Genomic DNA, 25,214 nt, shown 5'->3' on the forward strand with positions numbered 1-25,214 from the left:
GGGTAAAAAGCGATAGGCTTAAAGGTAGATCAAATTTTGCAAAAACAGCCACGGGCGTGGATATGGGGTATACTATCCTACTGAATTATATTAATTCTTTGATAATCAATAATTGTATTTGTATTTCTGTTGAATGTTACGAAACGGTTGCGGCCGGTTTCACAAATAAACAGTTCTTGCTATTATCCGATTCGCTGTTGCAGGGCAAGCGTATTTAAATTCAGGGAGAAAGATATGGAGCTGGCACGCCGTATCCATTGAAAAAATTGAGCGATAAGCCCTTTTATACCGTTGCCGGGCGACGGTTGTTTCCATTCATAATAATAAATGGTTTCCATTTTTAATTTCACAATGATGATGTTCTCCATTCTTCTGGTACATTCATTTCCCATCTGGTGCATTAATTGGTTAAAAAGCTCGCCATCATTTAACAGAACTGCCAGCCCCTGAATTTCCATGAAAAAAGGTTTTCCTTTTTTATAGAGTTTCAGTAATACGGGAAATTGCATTTCGGCTTCCGTGAGGTCATACTCCGGACGCTGGATCAGTGTATATAAATTTCCGTAATTGTCTACGCTCAGCACGTTGATTATGGTTGCCGGAATACGAAGCGTTCCGGTGTTGAGGCAGTAAAGCAAAGCGCTGCCTATTTCATAAATCCTTTGTTTAAGAAATAATATGTTGTGGTGCGGCATACTGATCATTTATAATAATATATTCAAAAATGAATCCGCACTGCAAATCTTTTCCTTTTCTATATGGAAGCGGTACCTGACAGCGGAGTTTTACCGGGTTGCAGCAGGCACAATGTTCTGTTTATGGGGGTGAATACAAAAACAATGGGAAATATTTTCCACAAAAGGAGGAGCATAATTTCCTCCCGGCAACAATACAAATTTCCGCACAGTCCATATCGAGGCTTATACAACGGGTTAGCATCGACACCTCTTCTTCCTGCAGGCAGGAAGATATACATTGGTTGCAAACATGCGCGCATTCATTTCCCTGAAGCTCTTTGGTCCTTCTTATAAGTGTATGAGCGGTTGCATATGGCAGCTCTTGCGCCTTCTCGATTTTTTCTATCTGCACCCAGTCATATCCACGGCCTGCACCGGCTGAAGGACCGGGCAGATCAATGCGAATAAAAAAACCCTCCTCAGGGCTGGCGCTTACGGGCTTACCCGTTCTATCCATAAGCGCAAAGGATACTCCGCATCCATTCTTCAAAACAGCAAAAGCAAGGAAAAGAGAATTTTTATACAGGCTTAACCATACTCCCCTTTTTTTACCGGCCATGGCGCATCCGGATGGGATTGCGGTTCCCGGTCAACCTCCTCTTTTCATCCGGTTATCAGTTTACTGCCGTGGTAGTACATATTTCTGTAACTTGTGTTTCGCTTGAACAAGCTGAAAGGGATTATGACCAAAAAAGCATTCCGGGAAAGCAAATCTTAACTGCTGTGAAAAAAGATAAAGCTGGCAAACAAATAAAACCCGTATCGGGTAAAATAAAAAAAGCAGTGCATGTACTAACAAAACAGGCTTCCAAACCATCCCTTGTTTCTGCTCAAAAAACATTCAAAAAAGAATTATTAACAACTCATAAAAAGCGTAAAGCGGTTAACAGAGAACTAAATAAAAGATTGAAAGAACCGGGAGACTACCCAAAACTGATCATAGAAAGTTTGAATGATCCGATGCTGATGATGACAGCCGGTTTAAAAATAAAAAATGCTAATAAAAGTTTTTACCACGCATTTAAATTAACGCCGGGTGAAACAGAAGGCTTATGCCTGCATGAATTAAGCGAAGGGAAATGGGATATACCTGAACTACACCGGAAATTAAAACTGCTGCAAACTAAAAATACCAGTTTCAGCGGGTTGGAGATTACCCGAAATTTCAGCGGCGTGGGGTGTAAGACCCTGCTGGTAAGCGCGTTTAAACTCATGCTCAAAAACGCGCAGGATTCCATGATTATCCTGACCATACAGGATATTACTGCACGCAAGGAAATGGAAGAAAAATTAATGGAAAATGAAGAACGCTTCAGGCTGCTGGTGCAAAATTCTTCAGATATTATTACTGTTTTTACCGAAGACGGCACTGTTTTGTATGAAAGCCCGGCAATTGAGCCGGTATTGGGTTATAAACCGGATGAGCGGGTAGGACGAAATATTAAACTGGATATGATCGTGCACCCGGACGACAGGGAACATAAACTGGATCTATTAAAAAAGGCTGCTTCTAACCCGGACGAAAATGTATACGGGGAATTCCGCCTCCGGCATAAAAACGGCAACTACCGAACCATTGATGCTATTTTCCGGAGTTTTTTGAACAATGATAAGATCAATGGCATTATCGCCAATTACAGGGATATAACAGAAAGAAAAATACTGGAAAAGCAGAAAGATGATTTTATCGGTGTAGCCAGCCATGAATTAAAAACACCCGTTACCAGCATTAAAGCCTATTCACAGATCCTCGAAGAATTGTTCAAAAAAAGCGGCGATACAAGATCGGCTGAATTGGTTGGTAAGATGAACATGCAGGTTGACCGGCTTACTACGCTTATTGTAGACTTACTGGATTTTAACCGTATTGAAGGTAACCAGCTAAAGTTCAGGGAAGAAAGCTACGACCTCAATGAACTGATTACAGAATTAACAGAGGAGCTGCAAAGAACCACGCATCAACATGTGATCAAAACCGGATTAGATCATTCCGTTCTGATGGAGGGCGATCGCTACCGTACAGGACAGGTGTTAAGTAACCTGCTTAACAACGCCATTAAATATTCTCCCAAAGCCAGTGAAATAATTGTAAGAACCGCAATAAAAAAGAAAAATGTTTTAATATCTGTTCAGGATTTTGGCGTAGGCATCGAAAAAGAACATCTGAACCTGATATTTGAACGCTTTTTCAGGGTGGCGGAACCCGTTATTAATACTTTTTCCGGACTGGGGCTCGGACTTTATATTGCTTCGGAAATTGTTCGCCGTCAAAATGGTAAAATATGGGTAGTTTCTGAAAAGGGAAAAGGCTCTACATTTTATGTTTCCTTACCCATTCCAAAATCACGGCAGGCACAAAGCATACCTGCCTGTTAGTACCGGTATATTATTTGATATAAACTATGTATGATAAAAAGGATACTGGTTGCTGATGACGACCCGGGCATCCAGGATATCTTTAAGATTATCCTGGAATCAGCAGGCTATATAGTTGAAATAATATCCAACGGCGAAGATGTGCTCGGCGATAAATACACCATTCCGGATCTTTTTTTACTCGACAAACGGTTATCAGGCATTGATGGCATTGATATCTGTCATCACCTTAAAAGCCAGGCAACTACTGCTCATATTCCGGTTATCATGATCTCGGCCAATCCTGGTATTGGCATATTATCTGTAGAAGCCGGCGCCGATGATTTTATTGAAAAGCCTTTCGATATAAAACATCTCCTTAAAATGGTTAAAACTTATTTAGAAAAAAAGACGCTGGATGATACAAAATTCCGGTATGATTTTTAAGCTTTTATTAGCAGCTTAATACTGTGTAATCAGGCACAGGGTTGAAAATAATTGTATATGGAGCCTGTTAAATGGGGAATCATCGGGCCGGGAAACATTGCCCGTAAGGTTCTCTGCTCGACCTCGGTATATACCCCATCCGGTTTTTCTGATGCGAAGGCTGATTAAAATTTTTTGGCCGTGTCGCAAACAGCCCTTTAAATTGTCATATACAGCCTCTATCCAAATGCAATCTTCTTACCATCTTTGTTGTGTTGAAGCAATCAATAAACAACCAGCATTAAAGGTAAGTGGAGCAGCAACCACTCCAAAACGGGCGGAACCGAAAAGCCAGACGAGTAGGAACAAAAATATATTCTTATGTCAGGCAATGTTGTTTCGCTGCAAAGAGTGCTTAAAGCATCCCCGGAAAAAGTATACCGCGCATTTACGGAAGCCCCTGCCATCGCTTCATGGTTACCCCCTTACGGATTTCTTTGCACCGTTCACCAAATGCATGTAGAAACGGGTGGTGCTTATAAGATGTCATTCCAAAACTTTTCAACGGGGAATAGTCATTCATTCGGTGGAACATATATAGAAATCAAACCTAATGAATTTTTGAAATACACGGATACATTTGACGATCCCAACCTGCCGGGAGATATGATTACTTCAGTGTGGCTCCGGAAAAATATTGCGGGTACAGAAATAAAAATTACGCAGGAAGGCATTCCTTCTGCCATACCTGTAGAAATGTGCTATTTAGGCTGGCAGGAATCGCTGGAAAAGCTGACCAAATTAGTGGAGCCTGAGATACCGGATGCCTGACCCAAACCGTTTACTTAGTGATTCGAAGCTTTTGGCAGTAATGACAACTCCGGATGCCGGTATCTAAAAACATTAAGCATGAACAGTGTTAACGATAGTATCGCCGGACCTGCCTGGGCGGCGGGCAGGTTCCAACTGGCCCAAATTGGCTGGGTGGTGCCGGACATTCACGCCGCCGTAAAATTCCTTGCGAACGCCCTGGGCATCGCCGGTTTTCCCCAACCGGAACACATCCGGGCACAGGACCTGGCTATGACCTATTATGGCAAGGCCGCAGCCGGCGAATGGCTCACCACTCAAACCTATAACGGTGGCATCTTCATCGAACTCATCCAACCTCTTTCCGGCCAAAGTATGTTCCATGACTATCTTACCCGCTATCCTGCAGGCGGCACACAGCACATGGCGTTCCGTTTGCCGGTTAGCGATTTCGATCGTGTCACCAGCGATCTGCGCGAACAGGGTTATGAAATCATCAGCGAAGTGGATCACCCCATTGCACGGATGGCTTTCTTCGACACTTACCAAACGCTGGGCGTTGCCACCGAAATTATGGGCATCACACCGGAAGGATGGAGCGCCATCGAACAAATGCAAAAGGCCCGGTAAGGATTTGTTTATCCTGATCTTACTAAAAGCCAAGCCTTAGCCTTCATAAACTTGTGGCGTATTCCTGCTATTTTGCACAACGCTTTACTTAGCCTGAAAAGCCGGCCGGCAAAACAGAGATTGACGCAACTGTAAGGCTTATTGCAAAAAATTACCTGAATGAGAGCATCCACAGATAACGGGAAGGTTACGGTGGTGAAGGTATCATCGCCGGCCATGCTCCGGAAGTTTTGATTGAAAACAATTAATAGCGCACCCGAACTTCATTTGCCCGGTTCAAGTTCATGGAGTGGTACCGAAACATAGTTTTGCCTACCTTTAAAGGATACTTTTTCTTCATGGCAACATTTTACCAGTTAAGTAATGAAGCGCTTTTTCAGCAACTGAAAACAACTCCTTCCGGTTTAAATAATGATACGATACCCGCCCTTCAAAAGAAATATGGCACAAATGTTTTGCAGGAAGCCAAACAAAAAAGCAGATGGTCTATTCTCCTGTCGCAGTTTACTGACGTAATGATCATTATTCTCATTGTGGCGGCAGTTATTTCTTTTGCTGTAGGTGAGCATACAGATGCGTATGTTATCCTGGCAATCATTTTGGGCAATGCATGGATGGGTTACTCGCAGGAATATAATGCAGAGCAATCGGTAAGAATGCTTCAAAAAATGTCTGCGCAAAATGCGGTAGTGCTTCGCGAAAATAATCCCGTAAAAATTGAAGCAAAGGAATTGGTACCTGGTGATGTTGTATTACTGGAGGCGGGAGATATCGTTCCTGCCGATGCAAGACTGTTTGAAGTGAGTTCATTAAAAACAGATGAAGCATCGCTTACCGGGGAGAGCCATTCTATTGAAAAGAAAATAGAATCCATTCCGGAAGACAACCTGGTACCGGGCGATCAGCATAATATGGTTTTCAAAGGAACAATTGTGAGTAATGGATCGGCCAAAGCAATAGTAACTGCTACCGGCATGGAAACCGAAATAGGGAAAATTGCAGGAATGATGGAGGTGGGCAACCAAAAAACACCGCTTCAAAAAAGGCTGGCGGTCTTCAGCAAGCAATTGGCGGTGATTGTCATTATTATTTGTGTGCTGGTTTTTGGTTTTGGATTATGGCGGGGTGAACCTGCATTTGCTATGTTTCTCACCGCATTATCGCTCGCTGTAGCTGCCTTACCCGAAGCCCTTCCGGCGGTAGTTACCATTGCATTGGCACAGGGCGCCCGAAGAATGGTAAAGCAAAAAGCGCTGATGCGGAAATTGCCTGCGGTGGAAACCTTAGGCTCGGTTACTTATATCTGTAGTGATAAAACCGGCACGCTCACCCAAAATATAATGACCGTAGAAAAGATACAATCTGCGCCGGAGCAGGAAGAACTTTTGAGCTACGCCATGATGCTGAACAATGAGGTGAGATTTTCAGATAATAAAGAATTGTTGGGAGATTCTACAGAAACCGCATTGGTAAAATATGTATTGGAAAAAGGTAAAACCAAAGAAGAGGCCGATAAACGTTTTCCACTTGTAAACAAACTGCCTTTCGATTCGGTAAGAATGCGCATGAGCACCCTCCATCAGCATGGCGACAAATGGATATTATTTGTAAAAGGTGCTCCCGTAAAAATGATGGAATCAGTATCTGAAAAATATAAAGAACAAAAAAACGGATGGCTGGGTATTAACCGGCAATGGGCATCCGATGGATTAAGGGTATTATTTTTTGGCTATAAAACATTTGACCGGGACCCCGGGAAAATAACGGAAGGTGAAGAAAATGAACTGGATTTTTTGGGTATGACGGCCATGATTGACCCGCCCAGGGAAGAAGTGATCGATGCCATTAAACAATGTAAAACAGCGGGCATTAAAACGGTGATGATCACCGGCGATCAGCTACTTACTGCAACCGCCATTGCCGAACGCTTGGGTATGGTGAAAGAAGATTCGAAGGAAGTAAGAGCCGGCGCTGACCTTGAAAAGCTTACGGAAGAAGCATTCACCAAAGAAACCAAACACATTGCTGTATATGCACGTGTGTCGCCACAACAAAAACTCAATATTGTAAAAGCTTTACAAACTAACGGAGAATTTGTGGCCATGACGGGTGATGGCGTAAATGATGCGCCTTCATTGAAGCAGGCTGATATTGGTATTGCCATGGGAATTACAGGAACCGATGTATCGAAAGAAGCGGCCGATATGATTTTGCTGGATGATAATTTTGCCACTATTGTAAAGGCGGTACGTGAAGGAAGAAGGATATATGAGAACATTAAAAAGTTCATTGTTTATATACTTTCCTGCAACCTTGCAGAAATACTGGTGATCGTCTGCGCTCCTATCCTGGGGTTCGCCATTCCCCTGCTTCCCATTCATATACTCTGGATCAACCTGGTTACCGACGGTTTACCCGGATTGGCACTTGTAGCAGAACCGGCAGAAAAAGATATCATGAACCGCCCCCCCCGCCCGCCAAAAGAAAATTTATTTGCCGGCGGATTAATTCCAAGAATAATTGTAACGGGGATTCTCCTTGCTCTGGCTGCTTTATTTATTCAATGGTGGACAGTTAGTGAAGGCTATGATGTAAAAACGCAGCAAACAGCCGTGTTTACTGCATTATGCTTTGTGCAACTGGGCAATGCTTTATCTGTCCGTTCAGCGTTTCATTCGCTTTTTTCAAAAGATATCTTTTCCAACCGTGGCATGTGGCTGGCTATTGCAGGCACCGTTATCCTGCAAATATTAATTGTATATGTGCCGTTTTTGGATACCATTTTCAAAACCACGCCATTGAATGGTAGTATTATGCTGCTGATTGTAATTGTAACTATTGTGAGTGTGGTGCTGATAGAAGTGGTAAAACTATTGAACAAGAAAAAATATTTGACATCGAAATAAAGGTTTCGAGAAATTTTTCAAGCAAAGGTTTTACGCAAAGGATAGGCGCAAAGACACTTACCGGTCTTTGTGTTTTTTTCTTATTTTACTTTGCGGGAACTTTTAACTTTCAACTTCGGGCAGCATTACTGACCAGGTGTCTTTGTAAACACTACTTTTTTCCATAATATAGCAAAACTTATTAACCAGGTTTGTTAAGACAGTACAGCAGCGGCGTAAAACATCCTTCAGCAAAACAGGTGTTGAAAATAGAAGAGGCGGTTAATAAAATCGGCAGGGACCTGAAATCAATAACGCTTTATGCAGCTTAACGCCAAAGGCAAAAACCGCCCCCAGCCAAACCCTATAAACAACAAAACCCGCGTCAGTCGCAGGTTTTTTAAATTTAACAGTGATCCCGCTGGGACTCAAACTGTCGAAAACTAAACTTACTTATTCTTACTTAGATTAACTATAACTGATTGATTTTCAGTTTTTAGAAACAAAAACCTATTTTTCTTCGCAGTATCTTTACTTCTGGTAACAATATTTTATTCGACTAAAAATTCGACTAACTATGTTGTTATCAGTTACGCCAATCTGCCCGGCAAGCAAAGCTCGGAAAGATGGAACCAGTATTATCTTCCTTCAGTATTGTAAAAGTGAAAGTGATAAAACGCTACTGAATACTCAAGTAGCTATTCCTCCCGCTTACTGGTCGAAAAAAGGCAAGTATGTCATAGACAAGCTTCCGACTACTTATGGCGACGCCAGCCAAATTAATACTGAAATAAGAAGGCAAATACGCATTGCAGAAGATGTTATTACTTATGCCGTCCAAAATAATATTGAAGACGTTGTATCCTTCACTAAAACTACATTCAAGCCAGATTTTGATGCTTCAAAACTTCTGGAAATAGAGGGCAAAAAGGAAGAAGAACCGAAAGTCAATCTGGACGTCTTTTTCCAGATAGAGGAATATATCAAAAGCAAAGAAAAGAAGGTTTCCCCCAAAATGATTAACGTATTTAATAACATGCGGGATACGTTAAAGGCATTTGAGGAATATCGTAATAATCCAATCAAATTTGAATCCTTTGATATTAACTTCTACGAGGAGTTTGTTGAATATATGACCTATGAGCATGTACACCGGAGAAGGAAAAAATTAGTAAAAGGATTTAAGATTAGTACAATCGGCAAAACCATTAAGCAACTCCGTATATTCCTTAATAACCGGATGCGTCGCAAAATTATTTCCCCGATCAACTTGGAGGACTTTAAGGGTATGGACGAGGAATCCGATGCTGTTTACCTGAATTGGAATGAAATAACCCGTGTTTATCAAACCGACCTGTCCAAATATCCTCACTTGGAAAAATACCGTGACCTTTTTGTTTTCGGATGTTTAACGGGGCTTCGGTTTTCTGATTTCTCAACCGTTGTGCCGGAAGACGTAAGAAACAGGATGCTCTACAAAAAGCAGGAGAAGTCAGATCACCGGGTAGTCATTCCTTTAAGGGATGAAGCCAATTATATATTTATCCATACGTTCAAAAGAAAAATTCCCAAAATTACTAACTCCGATTTTAATTACTATATAAAAGAAGTAGTCAAAATTGCTGGCATCACTGAATTGATCAAATTCTCTCATAAACGGGGCAATAAAGACATAATAGAAGTACGGCCCAAATATGCCTGGGTCACTTCGCATACCTGCCGCCGTTCGTTTTGCACCAATGAGTTTTTAGCTGGTACCCCTATTGACTTGATTATGAAAATTAGCGGGCATAAAAATCTCCGTGATTTTTACCGCTACATCCGTATTACACCCGAAGAAGCAGGCTTAAAAATAAAAGAGCTGTGGGAGCAAAGAGGTGATATGGGGATTGTTAACCGACATCAAGTTCAACACGCTGCTATTAGCGCATAAATCGAAGACAATGTAATGATCTTGTCTTTGATTCAATCTGTTAATCAGATGGTCTCAGGTTCAAATCCAGCAGGGGGAGCTAAAAAATCAATAACTTACAAAGTCGCCGACGGCGACTTTGTAAGTTATTGCCAGTAATTTGCCAGTAGCTAAGGCAACTTTGAAACAAAGAGCGGTTACGCCATAAAGTTACTTCAATTTATGCTGACTTATCTTCCTTCCCCAAAAAGTATCAGGGAAAATAGATACGGCGCCTCCTACAATCCCCACATTTCATATTTTATTTTGTTCCTTTAATATCTTGGCAAAGTCTTCCTTACATTCCTTTGAACAAAAGCCGTAAACTTTTCCATCTAACACGAGTGTATCTGCGGCTGTTTCGTTATTTACCGGCATGTGACAAATTGTATCTCTTTTAGATGCAAACCGGATGCCTTCAAATCCTCTTTTGGAAGTTTCTGTCGGCATTTGCATCACATGGGTTTCTTTGTTATGAATATTCCCTTTGTCGCCTGCATTACAGGCTGTAAATATTGTTAATAAGAGAGTGTATGTTATTTTAGTTCTCCTGTTCATTGTTTTCCTTTTATTTATCTAAATCAGTTTATTTTTAATGAACATCTTGTCATTGAGGAAGAAAATATTTTACAGCTTCCTGATTACTTTCCAACAAATGAGCTGTCACTTAACGTTTTCATAAAGGCGATAAGATCTTCTTTCTCCTGTTCCGTTAGCGGTATCCTGTTACCGTTCTCCTTTAAAACAGGATCAAGATTGTCAGCATCCAAAACACCATGATCAAAATAATCCAAAACAGATCTCAAAGTAGGAAACTGACCGAAGCTGCCGTAAGGCGCTGTATATTCAATATTTCTTAAAGAGGGAACCCGGAAGCTCATATAGTCCGCAGGAACCCCTGTTACCCTGGCCCGTCCCGCCTCATCGGTGTTAGGATTCAAAGGGAAACCGACATTTCTAAAGCTCTGGTCGGTAAACAATGCGGTGCTGTGACAGTTCCCGCATTTATGCTGAAAAGTCTGATAACCTCTTGCCTCGCTTTCCGTGAATACCTCGCCTTCGTTTCGTTGTACTTTGTCATATTTACTGTTGGCAGAGATCAGTGTATATCCGAATTGCGCAATGCTTTTATATATCCTTTCCGGGCTTATATTTTCATCGCCAAATGCTTTTCTGGACAATTCTTTGTATTCCTTATCGTCATTTATTTTACCAATAACTTCCAAAATAGAAGAATTCATTTCTTCGTGCGTGATGATGGGAACCAATGGTTGTTTTTCCAACTGGAGGATCTTTCCGTCCCAGTTATAAAACTGCATGAATGCCATGTTTTGAATGGGCGGTGTGTTGCGCAGTCCCACCCGGCCGTAAATCCCTATTGCCAGGGCATTGTTATCAGCAAAAGCATTTGATTTATGGTGACAACTGGCACAGGAAATAGTATTATCCGCGCTGAATCTTTTTTCCTGGAAAAATTTTTCGCCTAATTCCACTCCATACTTTGTGGGCTTGTTTGCATTTACTGAATTGTTTAATGCAGGAAAGCCCGTGGGGATATTCAATGAAAGTTGCGGGTTGTTATAAGATACCGGCTGAACAATATCATCCCTGTTACAGGATTGTAACAAAAACAAGATGGACAAAATTGCGAATACTTTTTTCATGCCGGTATCAATCAATGAAGAGAACATTTTAAAAAAGAGCCGCCGCGTCCGGGAATGAGCTTCAGGCGGCTCTTACTATTATCCTAATTTTCTACACCATCTATGGAAAACATCCCGGTAATATCGCTTGACCCGTCTCCACCCAGGTTGTCAACAAATTTTGTCATTTGAACGGCGGTATGAATATTGGGTGTGGCATTGTCATTCATTCCTGTTCCTGTTGTCAATTTAATTGTATTAGTCTTTCCGCTCAACAGCTTATCAAAATCTGCTTTGATGGTGATTTTTGGAGCATTACGGCCTACCACGACATTGCCGGTAAGGTTCAAAGTAATATCCCTGTAGGCGTCAACCCCCTGCGTATATGCGCCTTCTTCTCCCTCTATGGTACTCCCTGTGTGGATAGACATTTCTTTATTGTCGCTGTCGTAAAAACCTTCCAGCTTTGTGAAACGGTATCCCGCTCCCCATTCCCACATCATTTCGGTTTCATTAGCGCCGGCATTAGCATAAAATGTTGGAAACTTTGTCTGATCCAGCATGTTCAGTTCCTGCTTAACGCCCAAGCCAAATTTTATCTGCTTGTATTCGCCTGAAGGTATATTGCTCAGGGTATAATCCAAAGTTTCTGTCTTTGCCTGGTTTACAACGGTTGCGCCCTTATCGAGGTCGTTGATGTTATAAGGAATTTCAGTGCCGTCTGCTTTTATAAGCCGGATATTGCTTACCACGTATTTCAATTCTGAGAAGTGATGCACCTGTCCTTCGGCAGAAGTGTTTGTTGTGGCAGTAGTGGAAGCGGCATCGCCAAGCACGATGGTATTGCTTTTGAACGTGTTGTTGAAATGCAGTGTGATATTGTTGGCAACAGGATCCTTATCATCCTTGCTACAGGATATCAATGCCGATAAAACAACTAATAATAATAAGTATTTTTTTAAATTCTTCATTGCTGGTTTTTTAAGTATTTGAAAATTTATCACCTAATAATAATTTTGACTAAGTCATAATAGAAAGTCAACCGATAGGGGGCGGTACAAATATTTCCCGGTAAGGCGATGTATACAAGGTGTCTTTTTGAATGGATGTTTTACTAGGTATATCAATTATTGGATTTGTTACTTCCAATGCTGTGAATGAGACAGGGAATATGTCAATCTTTGGGTAATTACTGATGGCAGATGACCCGGAGCTTTCCGTTTGCTGCAATTCTTTTTTTAAATGACATGTTCCGTGGCATTGCAACTCTGGCTTGTTTTTGTTGATGCAGAATCTTTGTTCTATAATATCCCGGTTCAGTTTAAAGTGCATAATGACTACCGCCTGCTGAAATCCCATCAGCAGGGATAAAGCCATCAATAAAACACTATAAACGATTTTCATATTCTAAAAACTGAATTTTAAGGAAGTGAAAATATTACGACCTATCCTGGGGATATTGCCCCAGTCTGCATAAGTGCTATAGTATTCGTTCAATAAGTTTTCCGCACCCACCTGCAAAACAGTTTTACAGTTCTTGATATGAAAGCTGTAATCCGCAGAGATATTCCAGATCATATATGCCGGTGTTTGATCTTCGCCATATTCCGGGCTGTAATTTATTTGTGTAAGATCGCCGTTCAGTGAAGTTTGAAAGCCGATTTTTTTATACATAAAGTGAAGGGAGGTTTGATAACTTAGCGGACGGATAAATGGCAGATTCCCGCCTTTATCATCCGTTGCGCGTGCATACGTGAGCGTTCCCTTCCAGTGTAAATGTTGCAGGATATTGTAATTGGCATTCAGCGCCATATTGAAAAGCCTGGCATGATCCAGTGAGGTATATCCTTTTACACCAACCGACTGGTAGTTCATAGGGCTTCCCAAACTCAAAATTCTCCCGATGATATAGTTTTGAATATAGAAATAGTTTACTTTGGCTTCTATCCCTATCTTTTCATTTTTAAACCCGGCGCTTGCATTGGCTTCGTAAGAAATTTCATTTTTCAGGTCAGGGTTACCGATATAATCGTACCGGTCAAAACTATTGTAGATATAATACCCGTATCCTTCCGAAACAGATGGCGCTCTGTGTCCGTACCCACCGCCGGCCGAAAAGTTGAATTGATTGACGGTAAGCTGATAATTTGCATGCAAGCCCGGCAGTATCCTGCTTTTTTCCTGTTGGGTTCCGGGATGGAAGATCCAGTTGAACTCCACATATTTGGAACGGTTGTAGTTATAGCCCAGCGAGCCGCCGAAGTTCACCCGGCTGTTCTCTGAAATATCCCAGGAATTATTCATGGCAAGACTTGTAAACCGTGTTGTAACCCAGGGCCAACTATATGCAAACATGGTGCGTTTGCTCCGGTCTTGCGGATACATACGCATTTCTGCAATGGATAAATTATGGTATGCGTTCAGTTGGATTTCGGCACTGTAATCACCGCGCTTCAAATTGGCTCTTGAAACCAACCCGTACGTAGTGCTCCAGCCCGGCATATCCATGTGAACCAAATTTTCCGGGCGATGTGTATCATCCATATAATGTTCTACCGCATTATAATATACCTTGGTATCCCAAACTCTTATCAGCCCGTGCTGAAATAATTGCTTGTAGGAGGCAGATGTAATGATCGCCCGTGAAAGCCACATATCCATGGGAAGCGCGGGAAAGCCTACATTTTTCGCCTTATCAAAAATAGCATCCACTCTTACCGCGGAAAACGGGCTTGTTTTATAGGCCAACCCTACGGAGGTATTGAATTTATTGTATTGCGAATGGTTTACCTCATTGTTATTTCCATCATAATAATTGCCTGCTTTGCGGAAGGAAATACTTCCGTCGGCTACAAATTTATCGCTTGCGTAAGACAAGTTTCCCAGGTTGAAAAACTGTTTGTTGTTGAACTCGAAACCGGTTTGGTAAGCGCCGTTATATTTTTTTTCAGGGCTGAACGGCGTACTCTTTCTTTTCAGGTCAATGCTTCCCGCAACGGTTGCGCCGTGCAGGCTGCCTTCCTGTCCGGATTTTATATCAACGGCAGAAAGATTGTTACTTTCCACATACGAAGTGATCGGATCCATTTTATCCGTACATGCGCCGAAAACGTGCATACCGTCAATAGTAATGGTAGAGCGTTCCGAGCTCATATTATTGAGCAAAGGTTCCCAGGCGTAAGCACCTCGTTTTATAAAGCTGATATTGTCGGAAGACGCCAGGAACTCATCCACCGTAACCGCCATTTTCATTTCGGTCTGTATTTTCTTTTTGGCAATAGCAATTACTTTTATTTCCTCAAGCATTTTAGTCGTATCCTTTTGCGCTTGCGTATTTTGCGCGTTTGCATTCATTCCAAGAAAAAGGGTCCAGAAAATAATATGTAGCTTCTTCATGAATCTTAGAATAAAATATCAATGTATAATTCACTTTTCACCCCTTCAACTCCCGGTGTGAAATCGGTAGGCACTTCGGTTCCTTTCAGGATCTTACCGTTTTGATTCAGCATAATAAAATTCAGTGTCCAGTTCCCAGTCATAGTGTAATTGACAACACCGTAATACAAGCCATCGCTTTGCTGTGTCAGATCCTTATTATTGGTCGAAGAATGATTTCCCATAGAAGGTTCGGGCATTCGCGGGTCGAGCTGCAACGTATAATTGCTTACAGCTGTATAGGAGAACTGCGAAGGATCAGGGAAACTCCCGGATGGAGGACTGGCTGGCTGGTTGAATTTGTATATTCCGGCTATTAGTTCATTTTCGGCAACTTTCGGCTTTTGCGGCGACACCAGGGCGATGATGTATTGCTCACCATCTTTTCCCGTAAATGCAGTCATATTCAGGTTTTTGTTGGGTTGCTCCTGAACAGTAATGGTTTGCTTAACCGAATGGATTTGATTGTTAATGGTGAAACTGATATATAGTTCCCAGGTTTCGTTTGCACTACTTTCGCTTGTAAATACCGCGTATCCCGGAAAATATCCAGCATCGGCGTTGTAAACCATGTCGTACCGGTGAGGACAGGAAATCCTGCTGTCATCGGCACCCGTCATAATCGGTAAAAAAGTTACTGCAGATACATCTTCATTGGTATGATCGCCTGAAATCTTCAACCGGATCTCATTATACCCTTTATAAAAAGTTCCGTTCAGCGCTTCAATGCTGATATGATAGCCATTGCTATTAATGGCAGCAGCTTCTTTAAACTCGTAATGTTCCGTCACTACCGTATTTATCTCTGCTTCATAATCCGTTTTTTCTTTGGTGCACGACATCACCGATAAGCACAGGGTGGTGAAAAAAAATATTGTTTTTTTCATTATTGACGAAAGTCTGGTGAAAAATATCTGACAGGCAGCAGGTCGCTGTAAGCGCCGACGCTTCTTGGTCGTATCAAATTATACACAGGAAAACTGGTAAGCAGAAAGAAAACAGTGTCATCAGCATATATGAATATGTTGATCATGCATGCAAGGCAACCCTTACACACTTATGGTACACAAAAGTTTTCACCGCTTAAAAACAAGATGATATTAGCTGTATTGCTAACCGAGTAATGTTGCTGGTGGCTTTATCAGCTTAGCAGTAAACAGGAATGAATACAGTTGATTGTGGTAGGAAGGAAATTGTATTTTATTGGTCACTAAAAAGCAATCCTTGTCTATTAGCGACATTGATACCGGAGAAAAATAAACGATTTCAGACTGTAATTGCTTCAGGATGTTGTCCGCATTTTTTTCGTTTTCCTCTCGCTGCATTTGGGCCAATTTGCAATGACCATTACATTTTAATTGAGGGCGATCCTTGTTGACGCAGAACAATTCAATAAAGAAGGCTTTGTCATATTCATAAACAGTATAAAGAATAGAGGTTTTCATTATGCTCAAAAGCATAATCAACATTACAAAAACACTCGCTATTTTAGATAACTGTTTCAAGCAAATAATACTTACGAGCTGTAATTTTTTGCAAAGGTATAAAAATACTGCTTTCATTACCCTGCCAGGTAAATAATATATTCTTCGGGTTAATACTACAGCTTCAAAAGCAAAAATAAACATACGCTTTATGAAACAATATGATAAACGACAATGGTGGAGATGACATAAATAAGGTTTTTGGCATGTGCCATCAGCATAGCCTACGAAGCAACAGTCCGAGGTACTTTTTATGCTGCAGCATTTATTTCATAGCTGTTAGTATTTTATTCATCACAGTCGTATGGCATTGGGGAGATAAGAATATTTGACTGCACTATTGAATTTACTTCAATAGCATTAATTGAAATGAAAAGAGCTTTTATAGCTATTAGAATAAAAAATTGTCAAGCTGGCTATGAAGATCGTTTTTAACGACCACAATTTGGAAGTCATTAAATTTTTTTAAAGATTACCTTTGTCTATTTCGTATTTATACACCGATCATAAGCATGAGCCGTTCAAAAAAGTACCAGATTGACAAAGTTGTATATCCCATTCAAAAATTCATCCAGAATGAGAAGTCCAGCGGACTTGTACTGGGCCTGAGTGTGATTGTAGCATTGATTTTAGCCAACTCTCCGTGGGCGCACGATTATCATCATTTTTTGGAGCACAGGTTCGGCTTTCAATGGGACGGGAAAACCTACCTGGAATATGACCTGCACCATTGGATCAACGATGGGCTGATGGCTGTTTTCTTTTTTGTGGTAGGACTTGAATTAAAACGGGAAATAGTAGCCGGGGAATTGTCAAACCCCAGAAAAGCGTTGCTGCCCATTGCAGCTGCCATAGGCGGTATGCTCGTGCCCGCCGCTATCTATGTTGCTTTTAATCCTTCCGGCGAAGTGCAGCATGGCTGGGGTATCCCGATGGCTACAGATATTGCTTTTGCCCTGGGGGTATTGTATTTGCTGGGTAAGCGAGTTCCCCTGGCTTTAAAAGTATTTCTTACCGCTTTAGCCATTGTAGATGACCTGGGAGCTGTTTTGGTGATCGCCTTTTTTTACACGTCAGATATTTCGGTATTGAACCTGCTGCTTGGATTCGGGTTCCTGGTGATCATGTATTTAGGCAATAAAGCAGGTATAAGGAGTATCCTTTTTTACGCCATTTTCGGTATCGGCGGTGTCTGGACGGCGTTCCTGTTATCGGGCGTTCATGCCACTATTGCGGCCGTCCTGGCTGCCTTTACGATTCCTGCCAATGTGAAGCTAAGCGAGAACGATTATATCCGGAAGATCAAAAATTATCTTGATCGGTTTCAAGAGGCGGATTCCAACAGCAAGATACCAACCCTCACCAATGAGCAGTTGCATATTCTCGATGAAGTGAAAAGCAATACCGATAAAGCTATTCCACCCTTACAAATACTGGAACATTCCATGCACCCGATGGTAACTTTTATTATCATTCCGATCTTTGCTTTGGCCAATGCCGGCGTTTCCTTATTGGACATTGATATAAAAGAGATCTTCAGTACAAATGTAGCATTGGGTGTTGCGCTGGGTCTTTTAATTGGCAAAACAGCAGGGATATTTTTATTTACCTGGCTCTGTGTGAAGCTCAGGATTGCTTCCTTTCCCAAAGGAATGAACTTAAAAAGCCTTTTGGGGCTTGGGCTTTTAGGTGCAATAGGATTCACTATGTCGTTATTTGTTACACAACTTGCGTTTTCGCACGAAGCATATAAAGTGCAAGCGAAGATCGGCATCTTTGCCGCATCTATTATCGGCGGTATTTTGGGATATATGATTCTGAAAAGCCAAAGTAAGAACAATAATGAAAATTGAATATGTCTTTTCTGAATTGATATTTATCTTGCTTTTCAGTTCAGAACATCTATCTAATATTATAGCACGAATATGAGCAATAAAATAGTTGAGTTCATAAACTTACACAACGGGGAGGAAGATAAAAAGAAAGTGCTGGAAAATGTGTTTAACAACATTTCCTTCCGCGGTTCTAATCTTTGGATATTAGCGTGCGCCATCATTATTGCCTCTGTCGGGCTGAATGTTAACTCCACGGCCGTTATCATCGGAGCCATGCTGATCTCCCCGTTGATGGGTCCGATTGTGGGCGCAGGTTTTGCATTGGGTACTTACGACTTCCCGTTATTGAAGAAGTCTATGAAAAACCTTGTTATCGCTACCGGGGTAAGTTTATTAGTCTCTGCTTTGTACTTTTATTTCAGCCCTTTTAAGGATGTACAATCGGAGATCTTAGCCAGGACCTCACCCAATATTTACGATGTGCTTATTGCTTTCTTTGGAGGACTGGTAGGCGTAATTGCCGTAACACGGGTTGAAAAAGGGAACCCGATCCCGGGCGTGGCTATCGCTACAGCATTAATGCCTCCACTGTGCACTGCCGGCTATGGGATCGCCACCTTTAACTTTCCTTATTTTGCCGGGGCATTTTATTTATATACCATCAACTGCTTCTTTATATGTATCGCTACTTTCTTCGTGGTGAAATACCTGAAATACCCGGCGGCAAGCTTTAAGAGCATACGGTATAGCAGGCAGATCAGGGTAGGCATTACTTCGCTGATCCTTATCATGATCATTCCCAGCTTTTACCTCGCATACACGCTCTGGAATGAAAAAAAATATACCAAAATAGTGGAGCAGTTTATCAACACAGAATTTGTGAGCAACGGCAATATGGTTATTTACAAAAAAATTGATTACAAAAGCGATCCCAAAAAAGTAGAGCTTGCTCTACTAAACCGCAAGCTGAGCGAAAAGGAGATTGAGACGTATAACCGGATACTTTTCAATATGGGTGCAGCCAATACGGAACTTACATTCAGGCAAAACGATGAAGATTTAAAGACCGAGATATTAAACGAGATCAATAAAAAAGAAAATGTGCTTTCCGAAAAAGACATTGCGATCAATAATCTGAAAAGCGAATTAAACAAGTACAAACTGGATGATCCTACCTTGACCAAAGAATTAAATATTCTTTTCCCTGCCATAAAAAATATATCGCTGGGAAAAATTGAGCAATTCCCGAACACGGACAGTGTTCAGATACAATGTATACTGCTTTATAGCGCTCCGGAGGATGTTGAAGAAGAAAAGCTGAAGCCCTGGCTGGCAGAAAGGCTGAAAACAAAAAATATTGTTTTGATCAGGAGGTAAAAAACTAGGCAGCTGACTGTTGGGGCTTAACAATCAGTTTTTAGACTCAAATAAATGTATTATTGATACAACAGCAATGTCAGATTCCTTCAGGATGTATTCCCTATAATTTTATTGTATCAATAGTACATCTGTTTTAAAATCTAAAATTCACTCCCAATTGCCCATAAAAAGGAAGCAATGGCTGTGAGTTGAAATCCTGTTGTAAAAGCTTTCCGACTTTGAGCGTAATATCAATTTTTTTCATAGAATAGCCACCCTGCAATCCATAGTAAAAATTGCCGCCAGTGGCAGGCTCATACCAGCCATCCTGAACGTTGTCATAGATATTTTCTTTGTACCAGTCACTGTGTTTAAAATGTGTAACAATAGCTTTATCAAAACCAACTTCAATACCCCCAAACCAATGTTTACGATAATAACCCAATGTCCCGGCAAAATCACTTCCGAAATTCAAAAGTGTGACCGACTGATTCTGGTAGCGCCTGGCTATTCCCTGTATCCTCGCTGAAAACTGGAAATGACTGAATATAGCGATCCTGATCTGTGCACCTAACCTTGCCTTATAATCATCTGCCAACTGATTTCCCGCCGGCACAGAAAATTCGCCACCAATCCATAGTGGAAATTTTTTAATGGGTATTAAGTGATGATACCCCAAACCGGCTGTTACGCCATATTCTGCTCCCACATTAGCATGCAACAAATGCTTGTTTTGTTTAGAGATATTTTCCCAGTTTATGACCTGCGCATTTATTTTATTCTGAAAAAATGAGAAAGCAGCAACTATTATAATTGACTTAAGAGCAATCGTCTTCATTTGTGATGTTATAATGATTGTATGTAAGAAATAATTTTAGGTTCCATAGTTGTTGTCCAGAAATTTACCTGGTCTATCATTCCCGAATGACCCACGCCCTGTGCTTTAAAAATTTCTTTGTTAGGATAAACCGATGAAATTTTTGTTGCCCAACTGTCCGGGTAAGCTTTATTGTTAGAGCTATAAATAAAAAATGTTTTGGTGGAAAAATTATTGATACCGGCTGAAAAATCAGGCTTAGTGTCTTGCCCCAATTCAAACGATGCAGCAAGCACAACGGCACCACTTCTTGAAGCCACATAAGACGGTGCATTATTACCTAAATCAGCACCTACATCACCAACTATTTCATTTGTAGCGCCCATCAAACTGGCTTTATAATCTAATATTTCGTGCTGGTCTTCTTTCCCGGCAATAAACTGGTCAATATATGTAGCATCGTTTAAGGTTTCACTCCACAGCTTAAACGACCTTGATTCAGCAACGTAGTCAACCACATCATCCCATTTTAATCCGCCCGGCTCCGCTACAATTAAACCATTTATCTCGGTTGGATATTTGCCGGTATAACCAGTAGCTAATATTGCTCCCCAGGATTGCCCTAACAGGATTACTTTTTGCGAAGCAGTTGTTCTGTAATGCGCTATCACGCCTTTTAATTCATCATAAAAAATTTTATTAATAGCATCGCTGCCCTGGGATTTATACCAGATTTTGGGGAATCGTTGAGAAAGACCTGCGCCCCGCTGGTCGTAAAAAACAACCCGATAGCCTTTTGTTGCAAGTGTTTTACAATTGAGCATATATCGATAGTCGCCACCCGGACCACCATGAATACATATAATTAATGTACTGTCTTTTGGACCAAAAGCTTCTGAGTGCAAGTTTGCTCCATTAACAGATATTGCCGGAAGAGTTGCCTCTTCCATTACAGTTTTTGGCACCAGATTTCCAGGCTCATTAATATACCTTTCCTTAGTACAGGAAAAAAAGAATACTGAAAAGATGACGAAAGTGAAATAAAGTTTGAACAAGTTTTTCATGCTATCTATTTTTTAATGGTATGATCAGTTTTCTTTGTTATTGAAAAGTGTATGACATCGCAGAATTGGGATTGCTGTATGTCTGAGATTTTACTACCTCATTGTTGACTAATATTTCCAGTTTTACCGTTTGATCTGGATTGACAAAATACCCCAGTGTTATAATATTGTTTTTATTTACAGTTTTTGTGATGGTTTTTGTAAATGGTAATGATGGATTGTTAACAGTAGTCTGCCCTCCAGTTTCATTATCATAAGTAATTGACACCAGGCTATTGGTTGCTGTGCTGCTAACCCTGTAAGTGATATTAACTTGTTTGGGATAGTTATTACCAATATCGGAACCTGATTTTTTGCAAGATGTTGCAAGGAACATGATGAATGCGATAAAAAGGGACGGTTTAAATAATTTCATTTTTTAAATTATTTGTATAATAAATTATTTTATAATGATATGTTAGGACAATTATTTTGAGTATAATTTTTATTAGCTAATTTTTTTTTGGAAGTAATAAAAGATTTCAAACCCGCCATCGAAGTTTCGGATAAGACTACTTACCATCTCCCAGCCGTTTTTCCCCATTATTTCTATTGCTTCATCCCTGTATTTAGAGGCGGAAACCGCAGTTCTTATCTCTTTAGAAACATTGATTCCACTCACCCAAAATTTATCTTGTCCAAGATCTCTTTGAAAAACTAATTCGGCATAGGTAAATTTATCATCACTATAATCTGAAGTATAGCATTTTTAATAATTGTTTATTGGGTATTAAAAATTTCTTTTTTCATTATGGGCAAAGAGAGTTCCACAAGAAAACAAAATAATAAACAGCAGGGTTATTGAATTTTTCTTCATGATATTTTTTAAAAATTACTATTGAAAAGTATAAATGATAGCACCGGCAGTAGATGGGAACTCCTGAGATTTTACAGTATTATTGTCTACTATAATTTCTAATTTAACGGTTTGATCCGTATGCGTACCATAAGCTAATGACAAAACATCATTTTTATTTACAGTTCTTGTAATTGTTTTAGAATATGGTAAAGCAGGATTTGGAACATCCGTATTCTCGCCACTTTCATTTTTATACTGAATGAGTGCGGCAGAATTAATTGTTGTACTCGTTACTTTATAAGTAATAGATACTTGTTTCGGATAAGAATTGCCCGTCCCGGAGTCTGATTTTTTACATGACACTATAACGAAAGTGATGAATGCAAGGAGCAAAGAAATTTTAAGTTGTTTCATTTTTTAAAGTTTTATATATATTATATAAAGGAGGTAATTGTTTTGGATTTCATTGGTTGCTTTATTGTATTTATCAGTCGGCAGCATTAATTCATCGGCCAGCGCCAGGCCTTCCATATTATAATGGATGTAATAATGCTTTCCAGTAAGGCAAACATCACATAAAATATTCTCCATTCACTAAGAGATGAAGCGCATACCAATAAAGTGAACAAGGTCAGGAATGCGCCAATTGAAATATTTAAGATCCTATTCCATTTGGGCGTTATCATGAGCGAAAGAAAAATCATCAGTGAGGGAAGTGCCAAGCTAATTGTTGCAAAAAGCAGCTTGTAAGGCGTATTCAACATGTTTTGTCCATTGAGCAAACCTTCTACTTTTCCGGGAACGTAGAGTTCGAAATAATCGCCATAGATATAAAGAAATATTACGGAAGTCCAAAGTGCGGAGAGCAGCATTTTGGTATTGATTTTAAAATCTTCGTATTCGCTTTTTTTACTTTCCATCTTCTTTTGATTTTAAGCAGTAAAACAGCAGCCAAAAACATATACCTATTTCTGCAATTGCAGGCAGCATACCCACATATTTCCCTATCCCAATATTGGAGTAATTTTCTAGTAAGCTGTTGCCGGTGAAATTTATCAAATAGCCAACGCAGCCAAACATCAGTAAAACGCCAAATAATTTTGGTATAAATCCTGATTTGTACACCAGTAAACCAAAAGGGAAAAGCCAAAGCCCCCAGAATACCGTTGCAAGCAAAAGCTCGCCGTTATACTGATGGAGAGAAAACATCAGTTTATTTTGTAAGTCTTCTATTGAAATATTTTGCAGAAAAGATTCTTTTCCAGTGAGCGTTAATGCAGCATATTTATGTTGCAAATTATTAAACGACAAAGGCACACTTAATAATGCCAATACCACCATTGCCCTTGCATGCGATTCATTAACCGCTCTTAAAAGTTTGTACAAAAAAAATGGCAAAAAAATAAACGCTGTATAGCAAACCACGCTGCTGAAAATACCAAACCTGAATAAAGAAGATGAAGCAATAATATTATTGAATGTTACGCTGCTATTGTTCCAGTCTATAAGTTTTTGAGGAACATAAGCCAGGCTGAACATTCCTGTACTGATTACAACCAGATAAATTAAACCTGCAGCACCTGCTGTATTTTTATTTGCATTCATATTTCTTTTCTTGAAAGAGGATTGAAAAACAGAATGCAAAAATCGTCTGGCAATATTACTGTAAGGCCTCAATGGCCACTTTGAAACGTATGGCTTATCCGTCACTAAACATTGATAATAAGCAAATTGTGAGAATTGGTACTTATTAAATGAGGATTGATACCGTTGGCATTGGGGTTATTTTTGGTTGTTTTGGTACTCGCTTGGTGTTTTGCCGGTATATTTCTTAAAATTTCGGTTGAATGAGGCTTTGGAATTAAAGCCACAATCATATGCAAGCGACATAAGCGTATATTGCTTGCTTTCGGGCATATTCAGGAGCCGAAAAAACTCGTGAATACGTCGTTCGTTAATGAGGTCATAGAAACTCTTTTGCTCGTATTTATTGATAACCTCGGATAATTTATTGGGATGGGTGGGAATATGCTTTGCCAGTTCTGCCAAGGTTAGTTCCGGATTCAAAAATGGTTTTTCGCCTTCCAAAATTTTCAATAACTGCCCATGAATCTGTAAAGATTCTTCACTGCTCAAATTAGAATAATGGTACTTTTCCTGGCGCGGCGGCTTATCAGGTTCATTATTATCTTCCTTTTTGTTATTTACAAAAATTACATTGGAACTGGAAATAGCTTTTGGCCCAAAAACGTTCACCTGTGTGACACCGAAATAACCAAGCAAAATCACAAAGATGGTAGCCGATATAGAAATTATTTTGTTGTCTTGTAAAAACAAAATTATCAGCCATATTGCCAGCATACCGATTATCAGAAATACCAGCCAGTTGAATTCAATCCTTTCTGTGTTTGAAAACTCATTTTTGATATTTCTGCGGTACGTAAATAAAATTCGGAGCGACAAAATACAATAAATAATACCAGAAATATAAATTGCCGCTATTCTTAACAAATTTTCAAATTCATAACCATCCCCTCCAGATTGCATGACAGCCAGTTTTTGAGAAGGATTCAAAAAGAAAAACCGGGTATAAATCAGGAAGATGATTGCAGCAGGAACGAAATGCCAAAGTTCCCGCCATTGAAACGGGATATTATTGGTTTGGTACTTGCTGTATAAATATAGAAATATGCTTACTATTATTGGACTGGAAAAACCAAGAACCAATAAATCCGGATAAGTTAAATATAATCCCGTTTCTACTAAAAATGTGTTGAAAATAGTTTGGGCTGCAAAAAACAACAGTGCGGCAAGAATAAAATCAGATGTTGACTTTTTTTCTTTGGTTAACAGAATTGCTGTTAGAAATAATGCAATAGAAATGCCAGTAATAAAAAAATAACTCATACGCAAATATGCAGCGAAAAACATAAATTTAGCAAGAT

24 protein-coding genes are annotated in these 25,214 nt (G+C 40.1%); 8 read left to right on the top strand and 16 right to left on the bottom strand.

The window, feature by feature from the left end; genetic code table 11:
* Window positions 1-182: 182 nt before the first annotated feature.
* The gene (locus PLE34_RS00815; RefSeq protein WP_324553100.1) at window positions 183-695 is read right to left on the bottom strand and encodes a hypothetical protein; all 513 of its coding nucleotides are present in this window, start codon (window positions 693-695) and stop codon (window positions 183-185) included.
* Window positions 696-816: 121 nt separating this feature from the next.
* Complete coding sequence (locus tag PLE34_RS00820) at window positions 817-1,296, bottom strand: four-helix bundle copper-binding protein (protein WP_324553102.1); 480 nt, start codon at window positions 1,294-1,296, stop codon at window positions 817-819.
* A 164-nt stretch (window positions 1,297-1,460) separates the two neighbouring features.
* Here PLE34_RS00820 and PLE34_RS00825 point away from each other — a divergent pair, with 164 nt between their 5' ends.
* The 6 genes from PLE34_RS00825 (at window position 1,461) to PLE34_RS00850 (ending at window position 9,776) form a co-directional block, all read left to right on the top strand.
* On the top strand, window positions 1,461-3,113 hold the full coding sequence (locus PLE34_RS00825) for a PAS domain-containing sensor histidine kinase (protein ID WP_324553105.1): 1,653 nt from the start codon (window positions 1,461-1,463) through the stop codon (window positions 3,111-3,113).
* Window positions 3,114-3,143: 30 nt separating this feature from the next.
* Window positions 3,144-3,539, top strand: coding sequence for a response regulator (locus PLE34_RS00830; protein WP_324553108.1), 396 nt, complete (start codon window positions 3,144-3,146; stop codon window positions 3,537-3,539).
* A gap of 360 nt (window positions 3,540-3,899) precedes the next feature.
* Window positions 3,900-4,349 carry an SRPBCC family protein gene (locus PLE34_RS00835; RefSeq protein WP_324553111.1) on the top strand — a complete coding sequence of 150 codons (450 nt, stop codon included), beginning with the start codon at window positions 3,900-3,902 and terminating at the stop codon, window positions 4,347-4,349.
* Window positions 4,350-4,427: 78 nt separating this feature from the next.
* A complete protein-coding gene (locus tag PLE34_RS00840) occupies window positions 4,428-4,958 on the top strand; it encodes a VOC family protein (protein WP_324553114.1) in 531 nt (176 codons plus the stop codon).
* Window positions 4,959-5,296: 338 nt separating this feature from the next.
* Complete coding sequence (locus PLE34_RS00845) at window positions 5,297-7,864, top strand: cation-translocating P-type ATPase (RefSeq protein WP_324553116.1); 2,568 nt, start codon at window positions 5,297-5,299, stop codon at window positions 7,862-7,864.
* Window positions 7,865-8,420: 556 nt separating this feature from the next.
* The gene (locus tag PLE34_RS00850) at window positions 8,421-9,776 is read left to right on the top strand and encodes a site-specific integrase (RefSeq protein WP_324553118.1); all 1,356 of its coding nucleotides are present in this window, start codon (window positions 8,421-8,423) and stop codon (window positions 9,774-9,776) included.
* A 273-nt stretch (window positions 9,777-10,049) separates the two neighbouring features.
* Here PLE34_RS00850 and PLE34_RS00855 read toward each other — a convergent pair whose 3' ends face one another.
* The 7 genes from PLE34_RS00855 to PLE34_RS00885 form a co-directional block, all read right to left on the bottom strand.
* Window positions 10,050-10,352 (bottom strand): YHS domain-containing protein, encoded by a 303-nt coding sequence (locus tag PLE34_RS00855; protein ID WP_324553121.1) that lies wholly within the window; start codon window positions 10,350-10,352, stop codon window positions 10,050-10,052.
* An 83-nt stretch (window positions 10,353-10,435) separates the two neighbouring features.
* Window positions 10,436-11,458: a cytochrome-c peroxidase gene (locus PLE34_RS00860; RefSeq protein ID WP_324553124.1), complete on the bottom strand. Its 1,023-nt coding sequence runs from the start codon at window positions 11,456-11,458 to the stop codon at window positions 10,436-10,438.
* Window positions 11,459-11,541: 83 nt separating this feature from the next.
* Window positions 11,542-12,408, bottom strand: coding sequence for an MbnP family protein (locus PLE34_RS00865; RefSeq protein WP_324553127.1), 867 nt, complete (start codon window positions 12,406-12,408; stop codon window positions 11,542-11,544).
* Window positions 12,409-12,475: 67 nt separating this feature from the next.
* Entirely contained in the window at window positions 12,476-12,841 is a 366-nt protein-coding gene (locus PLE34_RS00870) for a hypothetical protein (protein WP_324553130.1), read from the bottom strand.
* A gap of 3 nt (window positions 12,842-12,844) precedes the next feature.
* Entirely contained in the window at window positions 12,845-14,833 is a 1,989-nt protein-coding gene (locus tag PLE34_RS00875; RefSeq protein WP_324553133.1) for a TonB-dependent receptor plug domain-containing protein, read from the bottom strand.
* A gap of 5 nt (window positions 14,834-14,838) precedes the next feature.
* Window positions 14,839-15,759 (bottom strand): hypothetical protein, encoded by a 921-nt coding sequence (locus PLE34_RS00880; protein ID WP_324553137.1) that lies wholly within the window; start codon window positions 15,757-15,759, stop codon window positions 14,839-14,841.
* 225 nt (window positions 15,760-15,984) lie between these two features.
* Complete coding sequence (locus tag PLE34_RS00885) at window positions 15,985-16,500, bottom strand: hypothetical protein (protein WP_324553138.1); 516 nt, start codon at window positions 16,498-16,500, stop codon at window positions 15,985-15,987.
* Window positions 16,501-16,868: 368 nt separating this feature from the next.
* On the opposite strand from PLE34_RS00885, the gene nhaA reads away from it, so the two are divergent.
* Both nhaA and PLE34_RS00895 read left to right on the top strand, forming a co-directional pair.
* On the top strand, window positions 16,869-18,209 hold the full coding sequence (gene nhaA / locus PLE34_RS00890) for a Na+/H+ antiporter NhaA (protein ID WP_324553142.1): 1,341 nt from the start codon (window positions 16,869-16,871) through the stop codon (window positions 18,207-18,209).
* Window positions 18,210-18,281: 72 nt separating this feature from the next.
* On the top strand, window positions 18,282-19,568 hold the full coding sequence (locus PLE34_RS00895; protein WP_324553145.1) for a DUF389 domain-containing protein: 1,287 nt from the start codon (window positions 18,282-18,284) through the stop codon (window positions 19,566-19,568).
* 136 nt (window positions 19,569-19,704) lie between these two features.
* Here PLE34_RS00895 and PLE34_RS00900 read toward each other — a convergent pair whose 3' ends face one another.
* The 7 genes from PLE34_RS00900 to PLE34_RS00930 all read right to left on the bottom strand — a co-directional run bounded on the left by PLE34_RS00900 (window position 19,705) and on the right by PLE34_RS00930 (window position 25,176).
* Window positions 19,705-20,388 (bottom strand): hypothetical protein, encoded by a 684-nt coding sequence (locus tag PLE34_RS00900; protein ID WP_324553148.1) that lies wholly within the window; start codon window positions 20,386-20,388, stop codon window positions 19,705-19,707.
* Between the two features lie 8 nt (window positions 20,389-20,396).
* Window positions 20,397-21,272, bottom strand: coding sequence for an alpha/beta fold hydrolase (locus PLE34_RS00905; RefSeq protein ID WP_324553151.1), 876 nt, complete (start codon window positions 21,270-21,272; stop codon window positions 20,397-20,399).
* Window positions 21,273-21,468: 196 nt separating this feature from the next.
* Window positions 21,469-21,846: a hypothetical protein gene (locus PLE34_RS00910; RefSeq protein ID WP_324553154.1), complete on the bottom strand. Its 378-nt coding sequence runs from the start codon at window positions 21,844-21,846 to the stop codon at window positions 21,469-21,471.
* 459 nt (window positions 21,847-22,305) lie between these two features.
* Window positions 22,306-22,683 carry a hypothetical protein gene (locus PLE34_RS00915; RefSeq protein ID WP_324553157.1) on the bottom strand — a complete coding sequence of 126 codons (378 nt, stop codon included), beginning with the start codon at window positions 22,681-22,683 and terminating at the stop codon, window positions 22,306-22,308.
* 86 nt (window positions 22,684-22,769) lie between these two features.
* Window positions 22,770-23,189 carry a DUF6326 family protein gene (locus PLE34_RS00920; RefSeq protein WP_324553160.1) on the bottom strand — a complete coding sequence of 140 codons (420 nt, stop codon included), beginning with the start codon at window positions 23,187-23,189 and terminating at the stop codon, window positions 22,770-22,772.
* Complete coding sequence (locus PLE34_RS00925) at window positions 23,179-23,874, bottom strand: DUF4386 domain-containing protein (protein WP_324553163.1); 696 nt, start codon at window positions 23,872-23,874, stop codon at window positions 23,179-23,181. The genes PLE34_RS00920 and PLE34_RS00925 overlap by 11 nt, the downstream gene beginning before the upstream one ends.
* Window positions 23,875-24,051: 177 nt before the next feature.
* Window positions 24,052-25,176, bottom strand: coding sequence for a helix-turn-helix domain-containing protein (locus PLE34_RS00930; RefSeq protein ID WP_324553166.1), 1,125 nt, complete (start codon window positions 25,174-25,176; stop codon window positions 24,052-24,054).
* Window positions 25,177-25,214 lie beyond the last annotated feature (38 nt).

Origin of the sequence: Agriterribacter sp. (genome assembly GCF_035445465.1) — a bacterium.
GTDB lineage: Bacteria > Bacteroidota > Bacteroidia > Chitinophagales > Chitinophagaceae > Agriterribacter.

Bases quoted from the DNA above. Each gene is read 5' to 3' on its own strand.
- PLE34_RS00815 (WP_324553100.1), bottom strand. From the start codon at position 695: ATGCCGCACCACAACATATTATTTCTTAAACAAAGGATTTATGAAATA.
- PLE34_RS00820 (WP_324553102.1), bottom strand. From the start codon at position 1,296: ATGGCCGGTAAAAAAAGGGGAGTATGGTTAAGCCTGTATAAAAATTCT.
- PLE34_RS00830 (WP_324553108.1), top strand. From the start codon at position 3,144: ATGATAAAAAGGATACTGGTTGCTGATGACGACCCGGGCATCCAGGAT.
- PLE34_RS00835 (WP_324553111.1), top strand. From the start codon at position 3,900: ATGTCAGGCAATGTTGTTTCGCTGCAAAGAGTGCTTAAAGCATCCCCG.
- PLE34_RS00840 (WP_324553114.1), top strand. From the start codon at position 4,428: ATGAACAGTGTTAACGATAGTATCGCCGGACCTGCCTGGGCGGCGGGC.
- PLE34_RS00845 (WP_324553116.1), top strand. From the start codon at position 5,297: ATGGCAACATTTTACCAGTTAAGTAATGAAGCGCTTTTTCAGCAACTG.
- PLE34_RS00850 (WP_324553118.1), top strand. From the start codon at position 8,421: ATGTTGTTATCAGTTACGCCAATCTGCCCGGCAAGCAAAGCTCGGAAA.
- PLE34_RS00855 (WP_324553121.1), bottom strand. From the start codon at position 10,352: ATGAACAGGAGAACTAAAATAACATACACTCTCTTATTAACAATATTT.
- PLE34_RS00860 (WP_324553124.1), bottom strand. From the start codon at position 11,458: ATGAAAAAAGTATTCGCAATTTTGTCCATCTTGTTTTTGTTACAATCC.
- PLE34_RS00865 (WP_324553127.1), bottom strand. From the start codon at position 12,408: ATGAAGAATTTAAAAAAATACTTATTATTATTAGTTGTTTTATCGGCA.
- PLE34_RS00870 (WP_324553130.1), bottom strand. From the start codon at position 12,841: ATGAAAATCGTTTATAGTGTTTTATTGATGGCTTTATCCCTGCTGATG.
- PLE34_RS00875 (WP_324553133.1), bottom strand. From the start codon at position 14,833: ATGAAGAAGCTACATATTATTTTCTGGACCCTTTTTCTTGGAATGAAT.
- PLE34_RS00880 (WP_324553137.1), bottom strand. From the start codon at position 15,759: ATGAAAAAAACAATATTTTTTTTCACCACCCTGTGCTTATCGGTGATG.
- PLE34_RS00885 (WP_324553138.1), bottom strand. From the start codon at position 16,500: ATGTTTATTTTTGCTTTTGAAGCTGTAGTATTAACCCGAAGAATATAT.
- nhaA (WP_324553142.1), top strand. From the start codon at position 16,869: ATGAGCCGTTCAAAAAAGTACCAGATTGACAAAGTTGTATATCCCATT.
- PLE34_RS00895 (WP_324553145.1), top strand. From the start codon at position 18,282: ATGAGCAATAAAATAGTTGAGTTCATAAACTTACACAACGGGGAGGAA.
- PLE34_RS00900 (WP_324553148.1), bottom strand. From the start codon at position 20,388: ATGAAGACGATTGCTCTTAAGTCAATTATAATAGTTGCTGCTTTCTCA.
- PLE34_RS00910 (WP_324553154.1), bottom strand. From the start codon at position 21,846: ATGAAATTATTTAAACCGTCCCTTTTTATCGCATTCATCATGTTCCTT.
- PLE34_RS00915 (WP_324553157.1), bottom strand. From the start codon at position 22,683: ATGAAACAACTTAAAATTTCTTTGCTCCTTGCATTCATCACTTTCGTT.
- PLE34_RS00920 (WP_324553160.1), bottom strand. From the start codon at position 23,189: ATGGAAAGTAAAAAAAGCGAATACGAAGATTTTAAAATCAATACCAAA.
- PLE34_RS00925 (WP_324553163.1), bottom strand. From the start codon at position 23,874: ATGAATGCAAATAAAAATACAGCAGGTGCTGCAGGTTTAATTTATCTG.
- PLE34_RS00930 (WP_324553166.1), bottom strand. From the start codon at position 25,176: ATGAGTTATTTTTTTATTACTGGCATTTCTATTGCATTATTTCTAACA.